The 17,783-nt window shown below is 33.4% G+C and carries 15 protein-coding genes; 11 read left to right on the top strand and 4 right to left on the bottom strand.

Annotation, left to right across the window (positions count from 1 at the left end; translation table 11 throughout):
* Positions 1-349 precede the first annotated feature (349 nt).
* A complete protein-coding gene (locus tag C6368_RS16055; protein WP_107040246.1) occupies positions 350-979 on the bottom strand; it encodes a 2OG-Fe(II) oxygenase in 630 nt (209 codons plus the stop codon).
* Positions 980-1,264: 285 nt separating this feature from the next.
* Between C6368_RS16055 and C6368_RS16050 the strand changes: the two genes are divergently transcribed.
* Positions 1,265-1,672, top strand: coding sequence for a hypothetical protein (locus C6368_RS16050; RefSeq protein ID WP_159038647.1), 408 nt, complete (start codon positions 1,265-1,267; stop codon positions 1,670-1,672).
* Between the two features lie 146 nt (positions 1,673-1,818).
* On the opposite strand, the gene C6368_RS16045 is transcribed toward C6368_RS16050, so the two are convergent.
* Positions 1,819-3,102, bottom strand: coding sequence for a replication-associated recombination protein A (locus C6368_RS16045; protein ID WP_107040244.1), 1,284 nt, complete (start codon positions 3,100-3,102; stop codon positions 1,819-1,821).
* Positions 3,103-3,297: 195 nt separating this feature from the next.
* Between C6368_RS16045 and C6368_RS16040 the strand changes: the two genes are divergently transcribed.
* The 9 genes from C6368_RS16040 to C6368_RS15990 all read left to right on the top strand — a co-directional run bounded on the left by C6368_RS16040 (position 3,298) and on the right by C6368_RS15990 (position 16,044).
* Positions 3,298-3,720: a DUF2147 domain-containing protein gene (locus C6368_RS16040; protein ID WP_107040243.1), complete on the top strand. Its 423-nt coding sequence runs from the start codon at positions 3,298-3,300 to the stop codon at positions 3,718-3,720.
* Positions 3,721-4,073: 353 nt separating this feature from the next.
* Positions 4,074-4,499, top strand: coding sequence for a DUF2147 domain-containing protein (locus C6368_RS16030; protein ID WP_107040241.1), 426 nt, complete (start codon positions 4,074-4,076; stop codon positions 4,497-4,499).
* A 259-nt stretch (positions 4,500-4,758) separates the two neighbouring features.
* Complete coding sequence (gene sbcD / locus C6368_RS16025) at positions 4,759-5,961, top strand: exonuclease subunit SbcD (RefSeq protein ID WP_107040240.1); 1,203 nt, start codon at positions 4,759-4,761, stop codon at positions 5,959-5,961.
* 6 nt (positions 5,962-5,967) lie between these two features.
* Entirely contained in the window at positions 5,968-9,624 is a 3,657-nt protein-coding gene (locus C6368_RS16020; RefSeq protein WP_107040239.1) for an AAA family ATPase, read from the top strand.
* A gap of 436 nt (positions 9,625-10,060) precedes the next feature.
* Positions 10,061-10,573: a transposase gene (locus tag C6368_RS16005; protein WP_107040236.1), complete on the top strand. Its 513-nt coding sequence runs from the start codon at positions 10,061-10,063 to the stop codon at positions 10,571-10,573.
* Positions 10,574-11,041: 468 nt separating this feature from the next.
* Positions 11,042-12,022: an HNH endonuclease gene (locus C6368_RS16000; protein ID WP_107040235.1), complete on the top strand. Its 981-nt coding sequence runs from the start codon at positions 11,042-11,044 to the stop codon at positions 12,020-12,022.
* Positions 12,023-12,230: 208 nt separating this feature from the next.
* Positions 12,231-12,521: a (deoxy)nucleoside triphosphate pyrophosphohydrolase gene (locus tag C6368_RS15995; protein WP_234369157.1), complete on the top strand. Its 291-nt coding sequence runs from the start codon at positions 12,231-12,233 to the stop codon at positions 12,519-12,521.
* A 96-nt stretch (positions 12,522-12,617) separates the two neighbouring features.
* Positions 12,618-13,391 carry a phospholipase D-like domain-containing protein gene (locus C6368_RS17495; protein WP_234369156.1) on the top strand — a complete coding sequence of 258 codons (774 nt, stop codon included), beginning with the start codon at positions 12,618-12,620 and terminating at the stop codon, positions 13,389-13,391.
* Positions 13,324-16,044 carry a DUF3427 domain-containing protein gene (locus tag C6368_RS15990; protein WP_234369155.1) on the top strand — a complete coding sequence of 907 codons (2,721 nt, stop codon included), beginning with the start codon at positions 13,324-13,326 and terminating at the stop codon, positions 16,042-16,044. Before C6368_RS17495 ends, C6368_RS15990 begins: the two co-directional genes overlap by 68 nt.
* Positions 16,045-16,144: 100 nt before the next feature.
* Here C6368_RS15990 and C6368_RS15985 read toward each other — a convergent pair whose 3' ends face one another.
* Positions 16,145-16,441: a helix-turn-helix transcriptional regulator gene (locus C6368_RS15985; protein WP_234369154.1), complete on the bottom strand. Its 297-nt coding sequence runs from the start codon at positions 16,439-16,441 to the stop codon at positions 16,145-16,147.
* Between the two features lie 169 nt (positions 16,442-16,610).
* On the opposite strand from C6368_RS15985, the gene C6368_RS17665 reads away from it, so the two are divergent.
* Positions 16,611-16,811 carry an exodeoxyribonuclease VII large subunit gene (locus tag C6368_RS17665; RefSeq protein WP_107040234.1) on the top strand — a complete coding sequence of 67 codons (201 nt, stop codon included), beginning with the start codon at positions 16,611-16,613 and terminating at the stop codon, positions 16,809-16,811.
* A gap of 186 nt (positions 16,812-16,997) precedes the next feature.
* On the opposite strand, the gene C6368_RS15975 is transcribed toward C6368_RS17665, so the two are convergent.
* On the bottom strand, positions 16,998-17,783 hold a 786-nt coding region (locus tag C6368_RS15975), incomplete at its 5' end, for a PKD domain-containing protein (protein ID WP_159038646.1).

The following is a 17,783-nucleotide window of genomic DNA, read 5'->3' as shown; positions in this document are numbered from 1 at the left end:
AAAGAGTTTAGAGTAAAAAGTTTTGAGGCGAAACCTCAAAGTAATTCAATCTAAACAGAAATATTGATTTACAAAAAAGGTGGTAAAGGGACTTTAAGTTTTTTATCACCTTTTTTTGTTTTAAAATTGAAGGGTTCAGGACGAGTTTAGAAAAGGGATTCCTCGTCGTTGCACTCCATCGGAATGACGATAATTTGTGTGGTTTGTGTGGGTTAAAATTTGCTCAAGCAGAGCTTGAGCAAATTTTAACCCAAAGACTTACCCCAACGACCGTCATTCCGATAGATGAGAAAATCTTTGATTTTAACAGCTGAGGAATCTTTTGTTCTGTTTTATTAATTCACAAACGCTATAAAGCCATAAACGGTAAGACAGCCGGTTGATATAACATCCAGCCTGTAATGCTTTTTCGGGATGTATTTGAAGTTAAAACTTCATGAAATAAAGTGTCACTTCTAAACATGGCGCAACGATTTTCTAATGGCGCAATATCAATAGGCGCTTTCCCTTCGGGATGAACTCTTAACTCACCTCCGTCTCCAGCTTTCCAACCTTTGTTTAAGTAGATAATTACAGAGATCATTCTATTTTTTCTGCCTTCGAATTGATCCAAGTGTTTTTTATAGAAAGAACCTTCAGGGTAATGTGCTAAATGAAATTCATAATCTGCTAAACTCAAGAATAGTAGACGATTAAACATGGATTTAACTTCATCCAGGCTTTCGAAAACAAATTTTAACTCTAAATCTCTATTTTTTTCAAGCCAATAGGTATAATCTCCACGTATTTCTCGAATTACCTTTTCCGTTCCTGATGCTCCAATTGCAGCTTTAGTAAAAACTCCTTCTTCTTGCTTCTGTTCGAAAAATTTATGTGCTAGTACAAGGTCTTCTGGGGAAAGAAAATTATCGATAACAACATAATCCTGCTGGGCCAACAAATCCATTTGTGCATCCCAAAAATTAAGGTCTTTTTGCATTGATTTTACAGCCGCAAAATTACAACAAAAATTTTAGAGCAAAAGATGAAAATGGAAAAACTAAATTTGCTCTTGATATTTAGTTTATAAATGAGTTGTTGGTTGATTTTTTTGTTTTTTCTATGGTTTGTTGAAGCTTTGCTCTAACAATGTTTTACACCACATCAATCAAAAGTTAAATCACTTTAATCAATTAACATCCGTTTAACTAAGTATTCATTTTTTATTCGTCTGCATTGTATATCTTAGCGTGTTGTTGAAATTACTGATTTAATAAGTTTTAGAATGAGATTTTTATTGTTAATGTTTTCAGGGTTATTGTTCCTTTCATGCAGTGAGCAAGCAGGTTCCTTTGTTGAAAGAGATAGAGAAGATATTTTAGATGATGGCAATTGGATTTTAGTTGAATCAGAAATGCCTTTTGATCGATTTCAATCGGGATTAAAATTCTCTAGCGATAATCAAGTGTTCAATGTTGATTCGCAAGGTCAGGTTGTTGTTCCTATGCATGAGAGATTATATTCAATTTCAGGCGATACTTTAAAATTTATAGATTACAGATTTGAGGAACGTTTTTTATTTAGTCGTGGAACAGATATTTTTCTTATCGAGGAATTAACAAATGATAGATTGATACTCAATGTTATTCATCCTGAAGGTCCTAATCAATTGATTTTAGAAAGTTTACATTAGATAATTACGAATTACAAATTAGGAATTTTCACAGAATAGGATATTCAACTACATCAACAACGTTGTGGAACAAGATAATTAAACCTTAATCATTACAAAACCCCTATCGCGTTAAACATTAGCCATTAACCATTAATAATTATAAATCAATACTTGCCTTCCCACATTCTCTTGATTCCTTCTTCAATATCTTGTTCTCTTTTCGAACTTCCCGCTTTGAAAAATGAAGCTCCTTTTAAATCATCGGGCATAAATTCTTGAACAACAAAATTTCCAGGATGGTCATGCGAGTATTTGTATCCTTTACCGTAATCTAACTCTTTCATTAATTTAGTAGGGGCATTTCTTAAAGCCAATGGAACAGGAAGGTTTCCGGTAGATTTCACTAATTCCTGGGCATGATTTATCGCCATGTAAGCACCATTTCCTTTTGGAGAAGTCGCTAAGTAAATAGTACATTGCGCCAAAATAATCCTCGCCTCGGGGAATCCAATTGTGTTGATGGCCTGAAAAGTATTGTTGGCCATGATTAATGCCGTAGGATTCGCTAAACCAATGTCTTCACTCGCAGAAATAATTAACCTTCTCGCAATAAATTTAGCGTCTTCACCACCTTCAATCATTCTTGCTAACCAATAAACAGCTGCATTTGGGTCACTTCCACGAATCGATTTTATAAACGCCGAAATGATGTCATAATGTTGTTCTCCATCCTTGTCGTAACGCGCAATGTTCTGCTGTGCAATTGAGAAAACTTCATCATCGGTGATTTCGATTGTTGCTTTTTGAGAAAAAGTGCTCACAACAATTTCAAGTAAAGTTAGAAGCTTTCTAGCATCACCTCCTGAAATTCTTATCAATGCATTGGTTTCCTTTAAATTGATTTTCAATTGAGACAAATATTCATCTCGCTTTATGGCATTGTGCAATAAACTTTCCAATTTATCCTTTTCCAAAGATTCCAAAGTGTAAACTTGACAACGAGAAAGTAAAGCCGAAATCACCTCAAAAGACGGATTTTCAGTTGTTGCACCTATTAAAGTTACCACACCTTTTTCTACCGCTCCCAAAAGTGAATCTTGTTGCGCTTTCGAAAAACGATGAATCTCATCTATGAATAAAATTGAACCAGCTCGGTCAAACATTCCTTGATTTTCAGCTTTTTTTATCACTTCTCGAACATCCTTTACACCAGAAGAAATTGCCGATAAAGTATAGAAAGGACGTTTCAATTGAGTCGCCAACAAAGTCGCCAAAGTAGTTTTTCCAACACCTGGAGGTCCCCATAAAATTAGAGAAGGCAAAACTCCAGCATCCAAGGATTTTCTTAAACTAGCTCCTTTTTTTAATAAATGTTCCTGACCAACATATTCATCCAAATTTTTTGGACGCATTCTTTCAGCTAAAGGAGTTGATGGAGCGTGTAACATATCTTGAGTTTTTATACAAAAATAGGCATTTAGGTTGATTATCTCAGGCTATTTTGCTTTGGTATTTCAATTTGAATTCTTTCATGTTTAGACTTTAGTCATAATTTTTAGTTTGATACTTTTTTAGCTTATTTTATAATTTTTTTTCATGTCGACTATTCCTATTTAAGTAAGTTTATCACAAAAATAAAATACATGAAGCTTATCTTACTTATCGGATTAATCACTATCAGTTCATTTGGATTTTCACAAAGCGTAGAAGGGATTTGGCAAACATTCAATGACGAAACCAATAAGGTGGAATCTGACGTGAAAGTCTACATCAAAAACGGAAAACTGTACGGCAAGATCGTAAAAATGTACGATGCAACAGAAGCTGAACTTAATGCAAAATGTACCAATTGCACTGGCGCTAAAAAGAACCAACCAATAATGGGAATGGTTTTTATCAACGGCCTACATGAAAATGATGGTAAATGGGAAAAAGACGGAGGTTTACTCCACCCAGAAACAGGAAAAGTTTATGACGCAGCAATTTGGCTAGAAAATGATAATAAATTAGCTGTCCGTGGATATTTAGGTTGGCTGTACGAAACAAAATACTGGAAAAGAAAGTAATTTTTTATTTAATTACATTTTTTCCTCCGTGACGCTCCGTGAAACCTCCATAAACCTCCGTGCCCTTTGCGCCACCTCCTTTTTTCCCTCTGCGGTAAAACAACCACAATTACAACGCAGTTGGAATTCATCCACCCACTTTCTCTTTGTCCTCCACACCGCAGGTGTCCTCTGCGTCCTTAGCGCAACCTCCAATTTTCCCTCTGCGGTAAAACCAACCACAATTACAACCCAGTTTAAATTAAAAATTCAGCTTAAATAAACCTATTCTAAATAGTGTTAATCTTCCTGAAATTGTTCTCCATAACCTAACAAATTCGTATCTTTAGAGCATACGATATTGTTTTAAAAGTATGAGAAATTTTTTGATTTTATTTTTGAGTATAATGAGCTTTGTAAGTTTTTCGCAAAGTATTGAAGGCGTGTGGGAAACTTATAATGATGAAACTGGTCAGCTGAAATCTGAAGTTAAAATCTATAAAAAGGACGGTAAGTTTTATGGTAAAATAATAAAACTACACAATTTAGAAATACCTTATGAAGACGCTAAATGTTATTACTGCACAGATTATAGAAAGGATAAACATGTGATGGGAATGGAAATCATCACTGGATTGGAGTTAGATGACGACGGTGAATGGAAAGGGGATGATGCTTTGCTCGATCCAAACAATGGTAAATTATACGACGCAACACTTTGGTTAAAAGGTGAAAATAAATTAGCTGTTCGTGGATATGTTGGATTGTTTTTTAGAACACAGTACTGGAAAAGGAAATGACATTCATGGATTTAAAGGAAAAACATTTATTCCAAGATATAATGTAAGGGTGATTTGCAAATCGTCCTTTCCTTAAAAACATTCCTTTTTTTAATGTGAAAATTCCGTGAATATCTGCGTTCGGAGATCCGCGTTATCCGCGTGCCATCACCGATCAACAATTCATCACAACCCAAAACATCTCAGTCAAATCAAAATCCTTATATTTATAGATTAATTCAAAAATGAATTTTAACCATCTCAGAAAATCAATTACCTAATGAAAATAATTCACACTGCCGATTGGCATCTTGGACACAGACTTCACGAACAATCTCAAGCTGAAGAGCAAGTTCTTTTTCTTCAATGGATTGAAAATTATATCGTTAATGAAAATATCGATGTTTTGCTGATTTCAGGTGATGTATTTGACACTAACGCGCCGTCGAACCAAAGTTTGGAGATGTACTATAATTTTTTAGTGAAACTGAAATCTACGAATTGTCAATCCGTTATTATCACTGGTGGAAATCACGATTCACCGGGGACCTTAAATGCGCCCAAAGAACTGTTGAATGCGCTTAACATAAAAGTGGTTGGGAAAGCAGCAGAAAATATCGAGGATGAAGTTTTTGAAATTGCAGTGAACGAAGAAAAAGTGATTGTCGGGGCTGTTCCTTATTTGCGGGATGGAGATATCAGGAAGGCAGTCGCTGGGGAATCTTTTGAAGAACTCACCGATAAATACAAACAAGCTTTAATTAATCACTACGAAAAGTCAGCAGCGCAATGTGAGTTGATCAATTCTACAAATGCACCTGTTATTGGAATGGGACATTTGTTTGCAATTGGTGGTTCCGTTTCGGAAAGTGAACAAAATATATATGTGGGAACTTTAGGACATATCGGCGCAGAGGATTTCCCAAAGTATTTCGATTACATCGCTTTGGGTCATTTGCACCGACCACAAATTATTGGTGGAAACGAAAAAGTGAGGTATTCTGGTTCTCCAAATATTCTCAGTTTTAGTGAGATCAATTACGACAAGAAAATCATTGTACTTACAATTGAAAACAATGAAGTGAGTAAGATAGAATCTGAGCCGGTTCCTCGATTTAGACAGTTTTATAAACTCACAGGTACAGCTCAAGAGTGTATTGAGCAATTCCCAAGTGTGATTTCTAATGAATATGAATTGACGCCTTGGGTTGAGATTTCACTGAATGAAGAACACAATATTAACACCGATGAATTGAAATCTGCGGCAGAAGATTATTCTTTTGATATTTTGAAAACTACCTTGAAAAATCAAAGGAAAACCAAAGGAATTGAAGAATTACTGGCAGAAACGAAATCCATCAAAGAACTTTTACCAACCGATGTATTTAAGTTAAAATGTAAAGAAATGGGTTTTGATTTGAATGATAGACCAGAAGTAGAAGATGCCTTCAATGAGATTTTACATTCCGTTAAAAATCAATAGTCAGATATGAAAATTCTAAAAATAGAACTACAAAACTTAAATTCATTAAAATCTGATGCGCCAATTGTTATTGATTTTGATAATGACTTATTTCAGGATGTTGGATTATATGCGATTACAGGTTCTACGGGGGCGGGAAAAACCACAATTCTGGATGCGATAACCATCGCGCTATACCACAATGTTCCGCGTTTCAATAACTCAAAAGGAACATTATTGGATGTGGTGAGTCATGGTGCTGACGATGCTTTTAGTCGTGTGACTTTCGAAAATGAGAACATTATTTATGAAGCTTTTTGGGGAATGCGTTTGGCTTCGAAAACCGGAAAAAGATTAGTGAATCCGCAAGAGGAGGTGAGTTTGAAGAATTTAACTGCCGACACTATTTTGTCTTCTCAGAAAAGAGCGGTTGCAGAAGATGTAATTCGTGTTACGCAATTAGATTATGATCAATTCTTGAGGTCTGTAATGTTGGCACAAGGAGAATTCGCATCTTTCCTTTCGGCAAAAGGACCCGAAAAAGGGCGATTGTTAGAACAAATTACAGGAGAGCAGATTTATAAGAAAATTGGTCAAGGAATTTTAGATCGAAAATCAAAGGAAGACAATAAATTAAGGGAGATTCAATCGAAAATTAATGCTGATGATATTTTATCTGAAGAGAAAAAGGAAGAACTTTCTCAGAAGAATTTGATGCTCAATGAGTTTATTGTAGCTACAGAAAAAGAACTGAAAGGGATTCAAGAAATCATCAATTGGTATAGTAATTCCAAGGATTTAAGGCTGCAATCTGAAAAATTAGAACAAGATGCCATTAAAGTGAATTCAGAATTTGAAAATCATAAAAATGAATTTGAATTACTCGATTTAAACGAAAAAGCCGAACCTTTCAAAGACTTGATCCAAAATTTGAATCGAAATGAAAAACTTAGCCTTGAGAAAGCTAATCAATTAAAGGTTTTAGATGAGCAGTTGAAATTATTAAATCCTCAAATTGAGTGTTTAACGGAATTAGCGACGAAGCAAAACAAAGAATTAGCCCAAGCGGACAAGGAATTTACTGAATGGCAACCGAAATTTGATTTGATTACAAAGTTGGATGGTCAGCTTCAAAACGAAGCGGATAATCAACAAAAAGCGAAGGAGAAGTTGGTGGAAGTTGAAACAGCCATCAAATTATTAGCTGATGAAAAGACGGAATTCATTAATCAATCAAAGGCGACAGAAGAGAAAATAAAAATTGATGAAGAATTTGTAGCCAAAAACAAGTTTTTAACGGAAGTAGATACTGAAATTTCGAATTGGACCTCTGAATTAACAACTTTGAAAGGAAACAAGGAAAACTTGAATGAAAGTTTTTCTTCTGTCAAAGAGAAAATAAGCGAAGTAGAAAAATCAACGACTGAACTTAATTCGAATATAGAAATTCTTTCGGCTAAAAGTTCGGCAATTGAAGCGATTGAAAAAGAAATTAAGGAAATCAACGACCGATTAGCGAAGGAAAGTTTAACCGATTTGTTGGCCAAAGAGAAGAAGTTGGTTGAAACCGATTCAAAATGGAAACAATTGAAATCCTTTTCAGAGGAGTACTTGAAAGATGAAAAGGAAATCCAAGTCAAAACTACAGAAAAGGAAAAATTCACTGCAGAATTAGAGGACATCAAAAAGCAGATTGTAGCGCTTAAAAATCAAATTGAAACTCAAGAATCGCTGGTTGCAGATGCACAAAAGATTTTAGATTTAGAAAAAAGCATTGCGAAATATGAAGCAGATCGTCAAAATTTAGTTGAGGGTCAACCATGTGGATTGTGTGGTTCAGAGGAACATCCTTTTGCAGAAAAGCTTGAAACGAAAGGTATTTCTCAATCTGAATTAGAACTTCAGAAAAGGAAAGACAAATTAATATCATTAATCGAATCGAAATCTGATTTAGAAAAGCGTGAAGTTAAAGTATCAACAGGATTAGAGAATTTAAGTCAGCAAATCAATACGATCAATGAAGATTTAAAATCAATTCAATCCAAAGTGAAAAATCTTGAAATTGATATAGAAATCACCAATTCTGCGAAGATTGACATTGAAATCAATGAATCTGAAAAGCAATTGAAATTGGTCGGTGAAAAGATTGTTGAAGCTCAGAAATTACAGTCTAAGAAAGATCAATTGTCTGAATCTTTTAAAATTCAAAATCAATCCCTCGAAGCATTAAAAACCAAAGATGCAACACTTGGAGAGAAGATTAAAAATTTGAATTCAGAGATCGCATCAAAACAAAAATCGATTGAAGAATTATTGTCGACTTGTAATAATATTGAGAATGAGTTAAAAGGAAAATTAGCGCGATTCAATTATGAAATTCCTTCCATAGAAAATACAAATTCATTTATTCTTGAGATTGAAACAGCAATTGCTCAATTCAACAAGACCCAAAATAATTTAGAAAAATTAAAAAGTGATTTAAGGGTTTATAAAAACAGTTTAATTGAGAATGAAAAACGAACTGAAACTACTGTTAAGTCTCTCGAAGAATATAAAAAGTCAATTACTGACAGCGAAACGAAGTCAGAACAACTTAAGAAAGACAGAATTGCGATTTTACCACTGGAAATTTCGGTTGATCAAAAACGAAGTGAATTACAGTTGGCAAAGAATAAATTGACAGAAATAGTTGAGAAAAGTGGCAAAGAGTTACAGGAATTGCGTGACTCTAAACTAAAAAATGAAGCCTCGAAAAAAGATAGAATTCAGGAACAAAGTAACTTGAAAAAAGAATTTCAGGAGTTAAAGTCTACACTTGATCAACAAATTTCAAATAGTGATTTCGCAACTAAAGAATCCATTGAAAAAGCTTTGTTAACCATAGACGACAAGAAAAAATATACAGGGAATAAAAAGCGTATTGAGGACGAATTGCTTAAGTTAAAAACCTTAAAAGAAACCAATATTAAATCCATTGATAAGCTGAAAGAATCCAAGAATTTTGACGTCACAGAGGAGGAGAGTAAGTTGATTTTCGAAGAATTAAAAACAAAAATCAACAATTATTCCGCTGAAAAAGGAGAGGTCAAAGAGGCGTTTAGGAAAGATGAGGAGATAAAAAATAGAAATTTAGAGATTTACAAAAAAATCGAGGCCCAAGAAGATGTTTGTAAAATTTGGAAAGAGTTATTTGCCATCATAGGTAATTCCAAAGATGCTTTCAACGTCTACGTTCAGCGCTTAACCCTCAAACATTTATTGGATTTGGCCAATGTTCATTTGTATAATTTGAATAAGCGCTATTCATTAAAAATGGAAGAGGATTATAAGCCAAAAGAAGAATTAAACTTCCATCTAATTGACCATTACCAAACCGACCAAGCCAGATTAGTCGACACTTCCAGCGGAGGAGAAAAATTCATCATCAGCCTTTCTTTAGCCCTCGGGTTATCCGATTTAGCTAGCAAAAATGTGAAAATCGATTCTCTTTTCATTGACGAAGGCTTCGGAACACTAGACAAAAACACTTTAGAAACAGTCATTTCCACCTTAGAAACCCTACAATCTCAAGGAAAAATGATAGGAATTATTTCCCACGTAGAAAATTTAAAAGAACGAATTCCAACCCAGATTATGATCAACAAGAAGAGCAACGGAGTAAGTGCGGTTAATTTCACGGGATGAAATTAACCAATTACGAATCGATGAATTTGTAATTACGAATTCGACAGGAGTTAAGGGGTTCTTCCCTCCCAAATTTCATTTATGAAATTTCCCTGAGCATGGTATGGACGCTTTGCAAAGCGTCCGCCATACCGCCATACTCTTAGAAGCAAAGCCCCGCGGAGCTCAAAAAAAATCAAAGCCTCCGCCCATTTTAAAAAGCAAAGCGCCTTGCATCCCCTAAAAACCAATTCGCCATCTTTTCCCCTAAATTTCATTTATGAAATTTCCCCTGAGTATGGTAAGGTCGCTTTGCAAAGCGTCCGCTATACTCCAAGAATCAAAGCCTCCACCACAACCCAATAAGCAAAGCGCCTGCCAAACCCAAAATAAAACCCAAAAATCCTTCTCCAATCTCCTATTTTTCATTAACTTAATTAAACCTAAATCAAAAGAAATGAAAAATCCAAAATACCCAAATCGGAAAAGCATCCGTTTAAAAAACTATGATTACGCCTCGCAAGGCTGGTATTTCGTTACCATCAATGCAGTAGAATGGAAACACATCTTCGGTAAAATCCAGAATGGAGAAATGCAACCCAGTAAACTAGGTGAAATAATTGAACAAGAATGGATAACCACCGGCGAGATTCGAGAAAATATAAAACTCCATGCCTATGTTGTAATGCCCAATCACTTTCATGCCATAATTGAAATTTGTTATTCCTTAAATAATGACAATCCTTTAGGAGAATTCATCGCCCAAAAACAAACCTTATCTACAATCATAAGAGGTTTTAAAGGTGCTGTAACCAGAAAATACAAATCACTAAAATTGGGCAATTTAAAAACAGTCTGGCATGGAAGATTTAATGATAAAATCGTTCGAAATGAACGTGAGTATATATCATTTACTAATTACATCGAAGATAATGTTAGAGTTTGGGCAGAAAAAAGAGGAGAAACCTGATATTTTTCTCCTTTAAAAAAGAACTTCTCTTTTCCATAAAATTTCATTTATGAAATTTTCCCTGAGCACGGTATGGACGCTTTGCAAAGCGTCCGTACCACTCTTATGCTTAATCGCCAGCGATTAAGAAGGAAAAATTCTATTTTTCATCTTCAAAAAAATCTCCTTCCCCTCAAAAAAATATATATGAAATTCTCCTTCCCCCTAAACCAAATCCCCATCTTTTCCCCTAAATTTCATATATGAAATTTCCCCTGAGTATGGTAAGGTCGCTTTGCAAAGCGTCCACCATACTCCAAGAAGCAAAGCGTCCGCTATACTCCAAGAAGCAAAGCCTCCCTCTCCCTTATTTTCTCCTTTCTTTTTAATCCAATCCCCAATTCATCTTTTCAACCTAATATCTATCCACCTCTAGAAAAATCCATTATCTTCACATCATCGTTTTTAACTCAAATAATCTTCCATCACTTGGAAAACGAAGAACAATTAGCGAAATATTTATTTCAACTCAAGAAATTGAGAAGAGATAAGAATAAGGTAAGGGGAGCTGCTCCTCATAAACCTGTTTTGTTGTTGGCGATAATTGAAGGAGTCGAAAAAGGAGATATTATTTCAAATCGAATTGTTATTTCTCCAGAATTAGTGCTTTCATTTAAGAGTATTTGGTCTAAAATTGTTTTTACCAACCATTCACCAAATTTTTCATTACCATTTTTTCATATGAAATCTGAACCTTTTTGGAGATTGATTTCTTTAAATGGTGCAACAATTCCAGTCACTTCATCAAATAGCATAAAAAGTCTTCGTAGTTTAAAAGATGCACTGGCATTTGCTGAAATGGATAAAGCTTTGTTCTCATTCTTATTAAATCCAATTTCTAGAGAAGTAATTAAAACTGAGTTACTCGACTTTTATTTTCCGGATACAAAGGATAGATTAATTATTTCAGATGGTGATTTCGCTTCCCAACTCCAAGATCAAGTGCTAAACAATGACCGTTTCACTTACGCTGAAAGAATAGCAGAATTGAGAAGTAAAATGCAGGTCAGCGATTTTGAAGAAGAAGTTTATGTCAGAAGTGGAATCTTTAAACGTGAAATTCCAAAGATTTACAACTATACCTGTGCAATTTCAGGTTTAAGAATAGAATCTACAATCAATGCTCAGCTGGTTGACGCATGCCACATAACTCCGTTTTCGATTTCTCAAGATGATACTGTTGGAAACGGTTTTAGCTTAACTCCAACACTTCACCGGGCCTTCGATCGAGGATTAATTACAATAAATGAAGATTATTTGGTGCAAATTTCACCTGAAATGACAGAAGTTGATTCCGCTTATTCTTTAAAACAATTCGAGGGTAAACAGATTTTGCTGCCAGAAAATCCTCTATATTATCCTTTACAAGAGAATTTTGAAAGGCATAGGAGGGAGTGTTTTTTGGAGTGAGGAGATTCATTTTTTCATAATTCAATCATTATTCTTTATATGGATAAAAATTTTAGTTCCAATAAATATTAATTATAAAAATGCTTCCAAGTTTTTTGCATTTAAGGCACTAAATGAATAAAATAACCTTTATGTTTATGATTTTACAATGTAATTACCACTAATTATATTAAAACCCATGTAGTTAACTGTTAAGACCTAATAAATAATGAAGAAGGTAGAAGTTGTAGCAGCCATTCTAAAGTATGACGATGAAATTTTGTGTGCTCAAAGAGCTGAGAGTCGATTAGAATATATATCTAAAAAATTTGAATTTCCTGGAGGTAAAATCGAAAATGGTGAAACTAAAAAAGAAGCTCTAAAAAGAGAATTAGATGAAGAATTGAGTATTAATCCAGAGATAAATGACTTATATATCACTGTAGTTCATGAATATCCTGATTTTGAGCTTACAATGCATACTTTTTATGTGATGTTGCTACAAAGGATATTACATTAAACGAGCACATTTCTTCCATTTGGCTAAAAAAAGATGAATTGCTGACCTTAGATTGGGCCGCTGCAGATGTTCCAATCGTAAACAAACTAATGAAGGATGATTAAGCCATTTAATGACGATTTTAAAAACAGTTTATTCACTGGTTTTCTAGATAAAAATGTTGAATCAGAATTAGGCTATCGACCTCAATTATTGACTAACAAAAAAATTCCTAGAGAGAAAGTTTTGTCTACACTTTTGCAAGAGTTTCATACTTGTAGTGAGTTTTTCATTTCTGTTGCTTTTGTTACTACCGGTGGGATTGCTGTTTTATTAAATACTTTAATTTCTTTAGAAAAACGAGGTGTTAAGGGAAAGGTCCTTGTGTCCCAATATTTAAATTTCACGCAGCCGGAAGCACTTAAAAAATTACAACTCTTTAGTAATATTGAACTTAAAATATCTACACAAGATAATACTCATTCTAAAGGCTATATTTTCAAGAAAAAAGAACATTACAACTTAATAGTAGGAAGTAGTAATATTACTTCTAGCGCATTAACTGTTAACAAAGAATGGAATTTAAAAGTTTCTGGATTAAACTCTAGCAGCATCGTTGAGAATGTCTTGAAAGAATTTCAAAATGATTTTGATTGTGCTACACCTGTAACAAATGAGTTTATAGTTGAATATGAATTAGTTTATAATAGTCAGTTATTATTTAGGGAAAGGACAAAAAAAGAATTATCCAGTTCAGAAGTAGATGAGGTAGAGCCTAATTCAATGCAACAGGAAGCTTTGAAAAACCTAGTGAAATTAAGACTTGAAGAAAACCAAAGCTTTAATTATATCAGCAACTGGGACTGGAAAAACCTACTTGTCTGCATTTGATGTGAAGAATTTCAAAGCAAAGAAATTATTGTTTGTTGTCCATAGGCTGAATATTGCTGAAGATGCATTGGAGACTTTTAAAAGTATTTTCAAGAAAGAGAAAACTTATGGTATTTACTCAGGAAGTAGAAAAGAACTAGACGCAGATTTTATTTTTTCCACTGTTCAGACTATTTCCAGAGAAGATCACTTATTAAATTTTAAAAAGGATACATTTGATTATATAATAATCGATGAATCTCATCGTTCAAGTGCGGATTCATACCTTAGATTGATGAATTATTTTAATCCGAAGTTTTTAATGGGAATGACAGCTACTCCTGAAAGAACTGATGGAAATGATATTTTTAGTCTATTTGACCATAATATTGCATATGAAATTAGGTTAAATAGAGCAATGGAAGAAGATATGCTAAGTGAATTTCACTATTTCGGAATAACGGATCTAAGTGTGGATGATGAAGTAGTTGAGGATTTAAGAGATTTTAGGTTTTTATCAAGCGATGAAAGAGTAGATAGGATAATTGAAAAAGCTAAGATTTATGGCAGTGATAATGGAATTACTAGGGGATTAGTTTTCTGTTCTAGAAATGAAGAATCCCAGAATATGTCTTTAAAATTTAATGAACGTGGTTTTAAAACTGTTTCATTATCAGGTGAAAGTACAGAAACAGAAAGGAAAAATGCAATATCTAGATTAGAGTCTACAGATAATAATGAAAAATTAGATTATATATTTACTGTTGATATTTTTAACGAAGGAATTGATATTCCAAAAATCAATCAGATTCTAATGTTAAGGCCAACTGATTCTGCAATTGTTTTCGTTCAGCAATTAGGTCGAGGATTAAGAAAAGCCAATGGTAAAGATTATTTAACTGTAGTTGACTTTATTGGAAACCATAAAAACAACTATTTAATTCCAATAGCTTTATATGGAGACACTTCTTTCAATAAAGATTCATTAAGAAAATTGATTTCCGAAGGAAGTAAAATGCTTCCTGGATCTTCAACTATTAACTTTGATGAAATAACTAAAGAAAAAATTTTTAAATCAATAGATTCAGCCAACTTGGGACTATTGTCTGATTTGAAGAAGGATTATCAGCTTCTCAAATATAGACTTGGTCGAACATCAACGATGGTCGACTTTTTGAATAATCAATCTAGAGATCCATTTTCGTTTGTTGAGTATTCCAAATCTTACTATAATTTTGTCACAAACGTGGATACAGATTTTGATGCTGACTTATCTAAAATTCAGATTAAAATTTTGGAGTTGTTCTCGAGTGAAATAAATAATACCATACGGGTTGAGGAGTGTTTAATAATGAAACTATTATTAAAAAATAAAAAGCTTAATATTAGTGATCTGAAAAGAAAAATAAAAGATAAATATCATTATTCTGTCTCTGATGAAACTATTAAATCTAGTGTTTCAAATTTAAACTTTGAGTTTATTAGAGAAAAAAAAGAAGGTAAACTTATTTCTGCTAAAGATATTTATAATGTGGATATTATAAAAATAGTGAATGATGAATTACTTTTCACTGATATATTTCGTTCATATTTAGATGAAGATATATTTAAAGCCTTTTTATTGGATTCAACAAATTATTCTATTATAAAATTCGATGAATTTTTTGATGTTGAAAATTGGCAAGATGGATTTGTACTTTATAGGAAATACTCACGTAAAGATGTTTTTAGAATATTAAATGTAGATGTAAATCCTGTTGCCCAGAACGTGGGAGGATATTTAGTAAGTCCAGATAACTCGCATTGTCCAATTTTTGTTAACTACCATAAAGAAGATGGTATTTCGGAGTCTACGAAATACGTGGATGAATTTGTTAATAATAAGGAGTTTGATTGGATGTCTAAGTCGAATAGAAGGATTACGAGTAAGGATGTTCAATCTATTCTCGGTAAAAATGGAGAAATCCGTTTACTTTTATTTATTAAAAAGGATAACTATGAAGGCAAGGACTTTTATTACATGGGAGAAGTGCAACCTAGATTGAATATGGTTGAGCAAACTAAAATAAAAAATGATAAGAACAAAGAGATTCCAGTTGTGAAACTACGATTCAATTTAGTTAACCCTGTAATTGACTCATTGTTTAATTACCTCGATGAAAAGAATAATATTAAGGAATCGGATTCAGAGATTTTTGAGGTTAATTCATTAGAAGCAGAAGAAAATAAACCAAATTTTACAATTCCATTATATGATTTTTATGCAGCAGCCGGTAGTTTTAGCGAGTTGCAATCTGAGAAGGATTATTCAGAGATTGAGGTTGAAGAAAAATATTCTTTAAATAATGATTATTTCGCTTGTAAAGTTATTGGTGAATCAATGAATAAAAGAATCCCTAATGGTTCTATCTGCATTTTCAAAAAACCTTCATTAGGTTCTAGGAATGGCAAGATCGTATTAGTAGAAAGTAGAGATATTCATGATCCAGATTTTAATTCAGGTTTTACGGTGAAAACTTATTCTAGTCAAAAATCAATAACTGAAGAGGGATGGAAACATAAAGAAATTGTATTAAAATCAAATTCTTATGATGAAAGAATAGAGGATATTGTAATTGATGAGGAAAACGGAAAAGGATTGAAAGTTGTTGGTGAATTTGTAAAAGTAATTTAAATTTTCTTTATAAGAAATTCTCCAAGCGTCATCTTACCAATATACTAATCATTCAACCGCTAAAAGCCCAAACTTCTATAATTTTATTTCTCACCATATTCTAATAAAATGAAATAATATTTTGATTGTCAATGTTAAGCATGTTCCCTTTTATGATATTTTCTAGCAAACCAAAATGATTGGCCACCTTGAGCACATTGTCTAGTGTAGCATTTTTACCATTTTCTATATTTTGAATAGTGGTGCTAGAAACTTCTAAAGCTTTCGCGAGCTCGTTTCGTGTTAAATTATTCGCCGCTCGATTCAACTTACACGCTTTACCAATCTTTAGTTTCACTTCTTTTATTGTCGTAGTTTCTCGAATTCTTTTAATATCACCGGTACCAAAAAACAACATTTCCTGCCAATATCCTAATCACCCAACTGCCAAAATCCCCATCTTTTCGGAAAATTCCCAATTCATAATCTCCAATCCATAATTATTCTCACTACCTCTAATTTTCGATGTCAGATACAAGGAAAATATATTCGCTCACGGAACGCAATCAATCTTTTGAAAAGCATATTTGGGAAACCTTTCCAAGCGGGATTTTTGGATTACGGCGGAGTTGATTAAGATTAATCAGAAGAGCGGACACTTTTATATTGAATTGGCAGATTGCAGTAACGAAGTGACTACAGCGCGGAGTTTTGCTACGATTTGGGCGTCGAATTATCGGAAGATAGTTGATGAGATTGGCTTGAATGAAACGCTTGGGATTCTTTAACCAGGAACTAAATTCTGATTAATGTAAAGATTGAATTTCATTCGGTTTATGGATTGAAGTTGTTCGAACTGTGCTAATTCATCACAATTACCAATTACCAATTACCTTCAAAAAAATCCTTCTTCCTCCCTCAAACAAAAAATCCGCACCCAAATTTGAGTGCGGATTTACATAATTATTAATTGACTATTGTTTTACCAATCTCATTCTTTCTAAAGTATCACCGTTTTCTTTTCTTAGAATAACTTGATAAACACCTTTACTAATTGAATCAATATTCATTTTCTTGGTGTTTTTCCCTGCATTTGCAGTGAAGCTTTCTTGATTTAGAATCTTACCGTTTAAATCAATAAGGGTAATTTCAATATTTTCAGAAATGTCCATTGTAAATTCTAAATTTAAAATGTCAGTTGCTGGATTTGGAAACAGTTTCGCTTCAAATTTTGATTTACTGTTAGAGCTAATTCCTAAAGGACCTACGGTTAAATTTAGGGAGTCTGTTTGAGTGAAAATCCCATCAAAAACAGTCAATTGAATTAAATAATTTCCATTTGAAGGGAATGTATGATTTGGCGCAAGTGCTGTTGAAGTTGTATTGTCTCCGAAATCCCAAATGAAGCTATCATAAGAGATTACATCGTTATTGGCAACAAAGTTATAAAGACCATTATTTCCTTGAGTATAAGTAAAACTCGAATTCAAATTATATGCGCTGCTGTCTAAAACATCAATATAAACGGTATCAATATCAGAACATAAAGAATCTGAAACCATCAACATAACAGGGTAAGTACTCGCAGTTGAATAAGTATGCGTCACAATAGGGTTATTTGATGTTGTTCCATCTCCAAACATCCAAAAGTAGGTGTTTGCTGGCAATATAGTACTCGGCGTAAATGTAAAAGTATTTGTTCCAGAAGCACTAACACCAAAAGTTGCATTCATATTACATGGCGAATTACATGGAGGAGC

It is taken from the genome of Brumimicrobium mesophilum, assembly GCF_003025005.1.
Taxonomy (GTDB): domain Bacteria; phylum Bacteroidota; class Bacteroidia; order Flavobacteriales_D; family Crocinitomicaceae; genus Brumimicrobium; species Brumimicrobium mesophilum.
The sequence above is the reverse complement of the archived record's forward strand: the minus strand, read 5'-3'. Positions and strand labels throughout refer to the sequence as shown.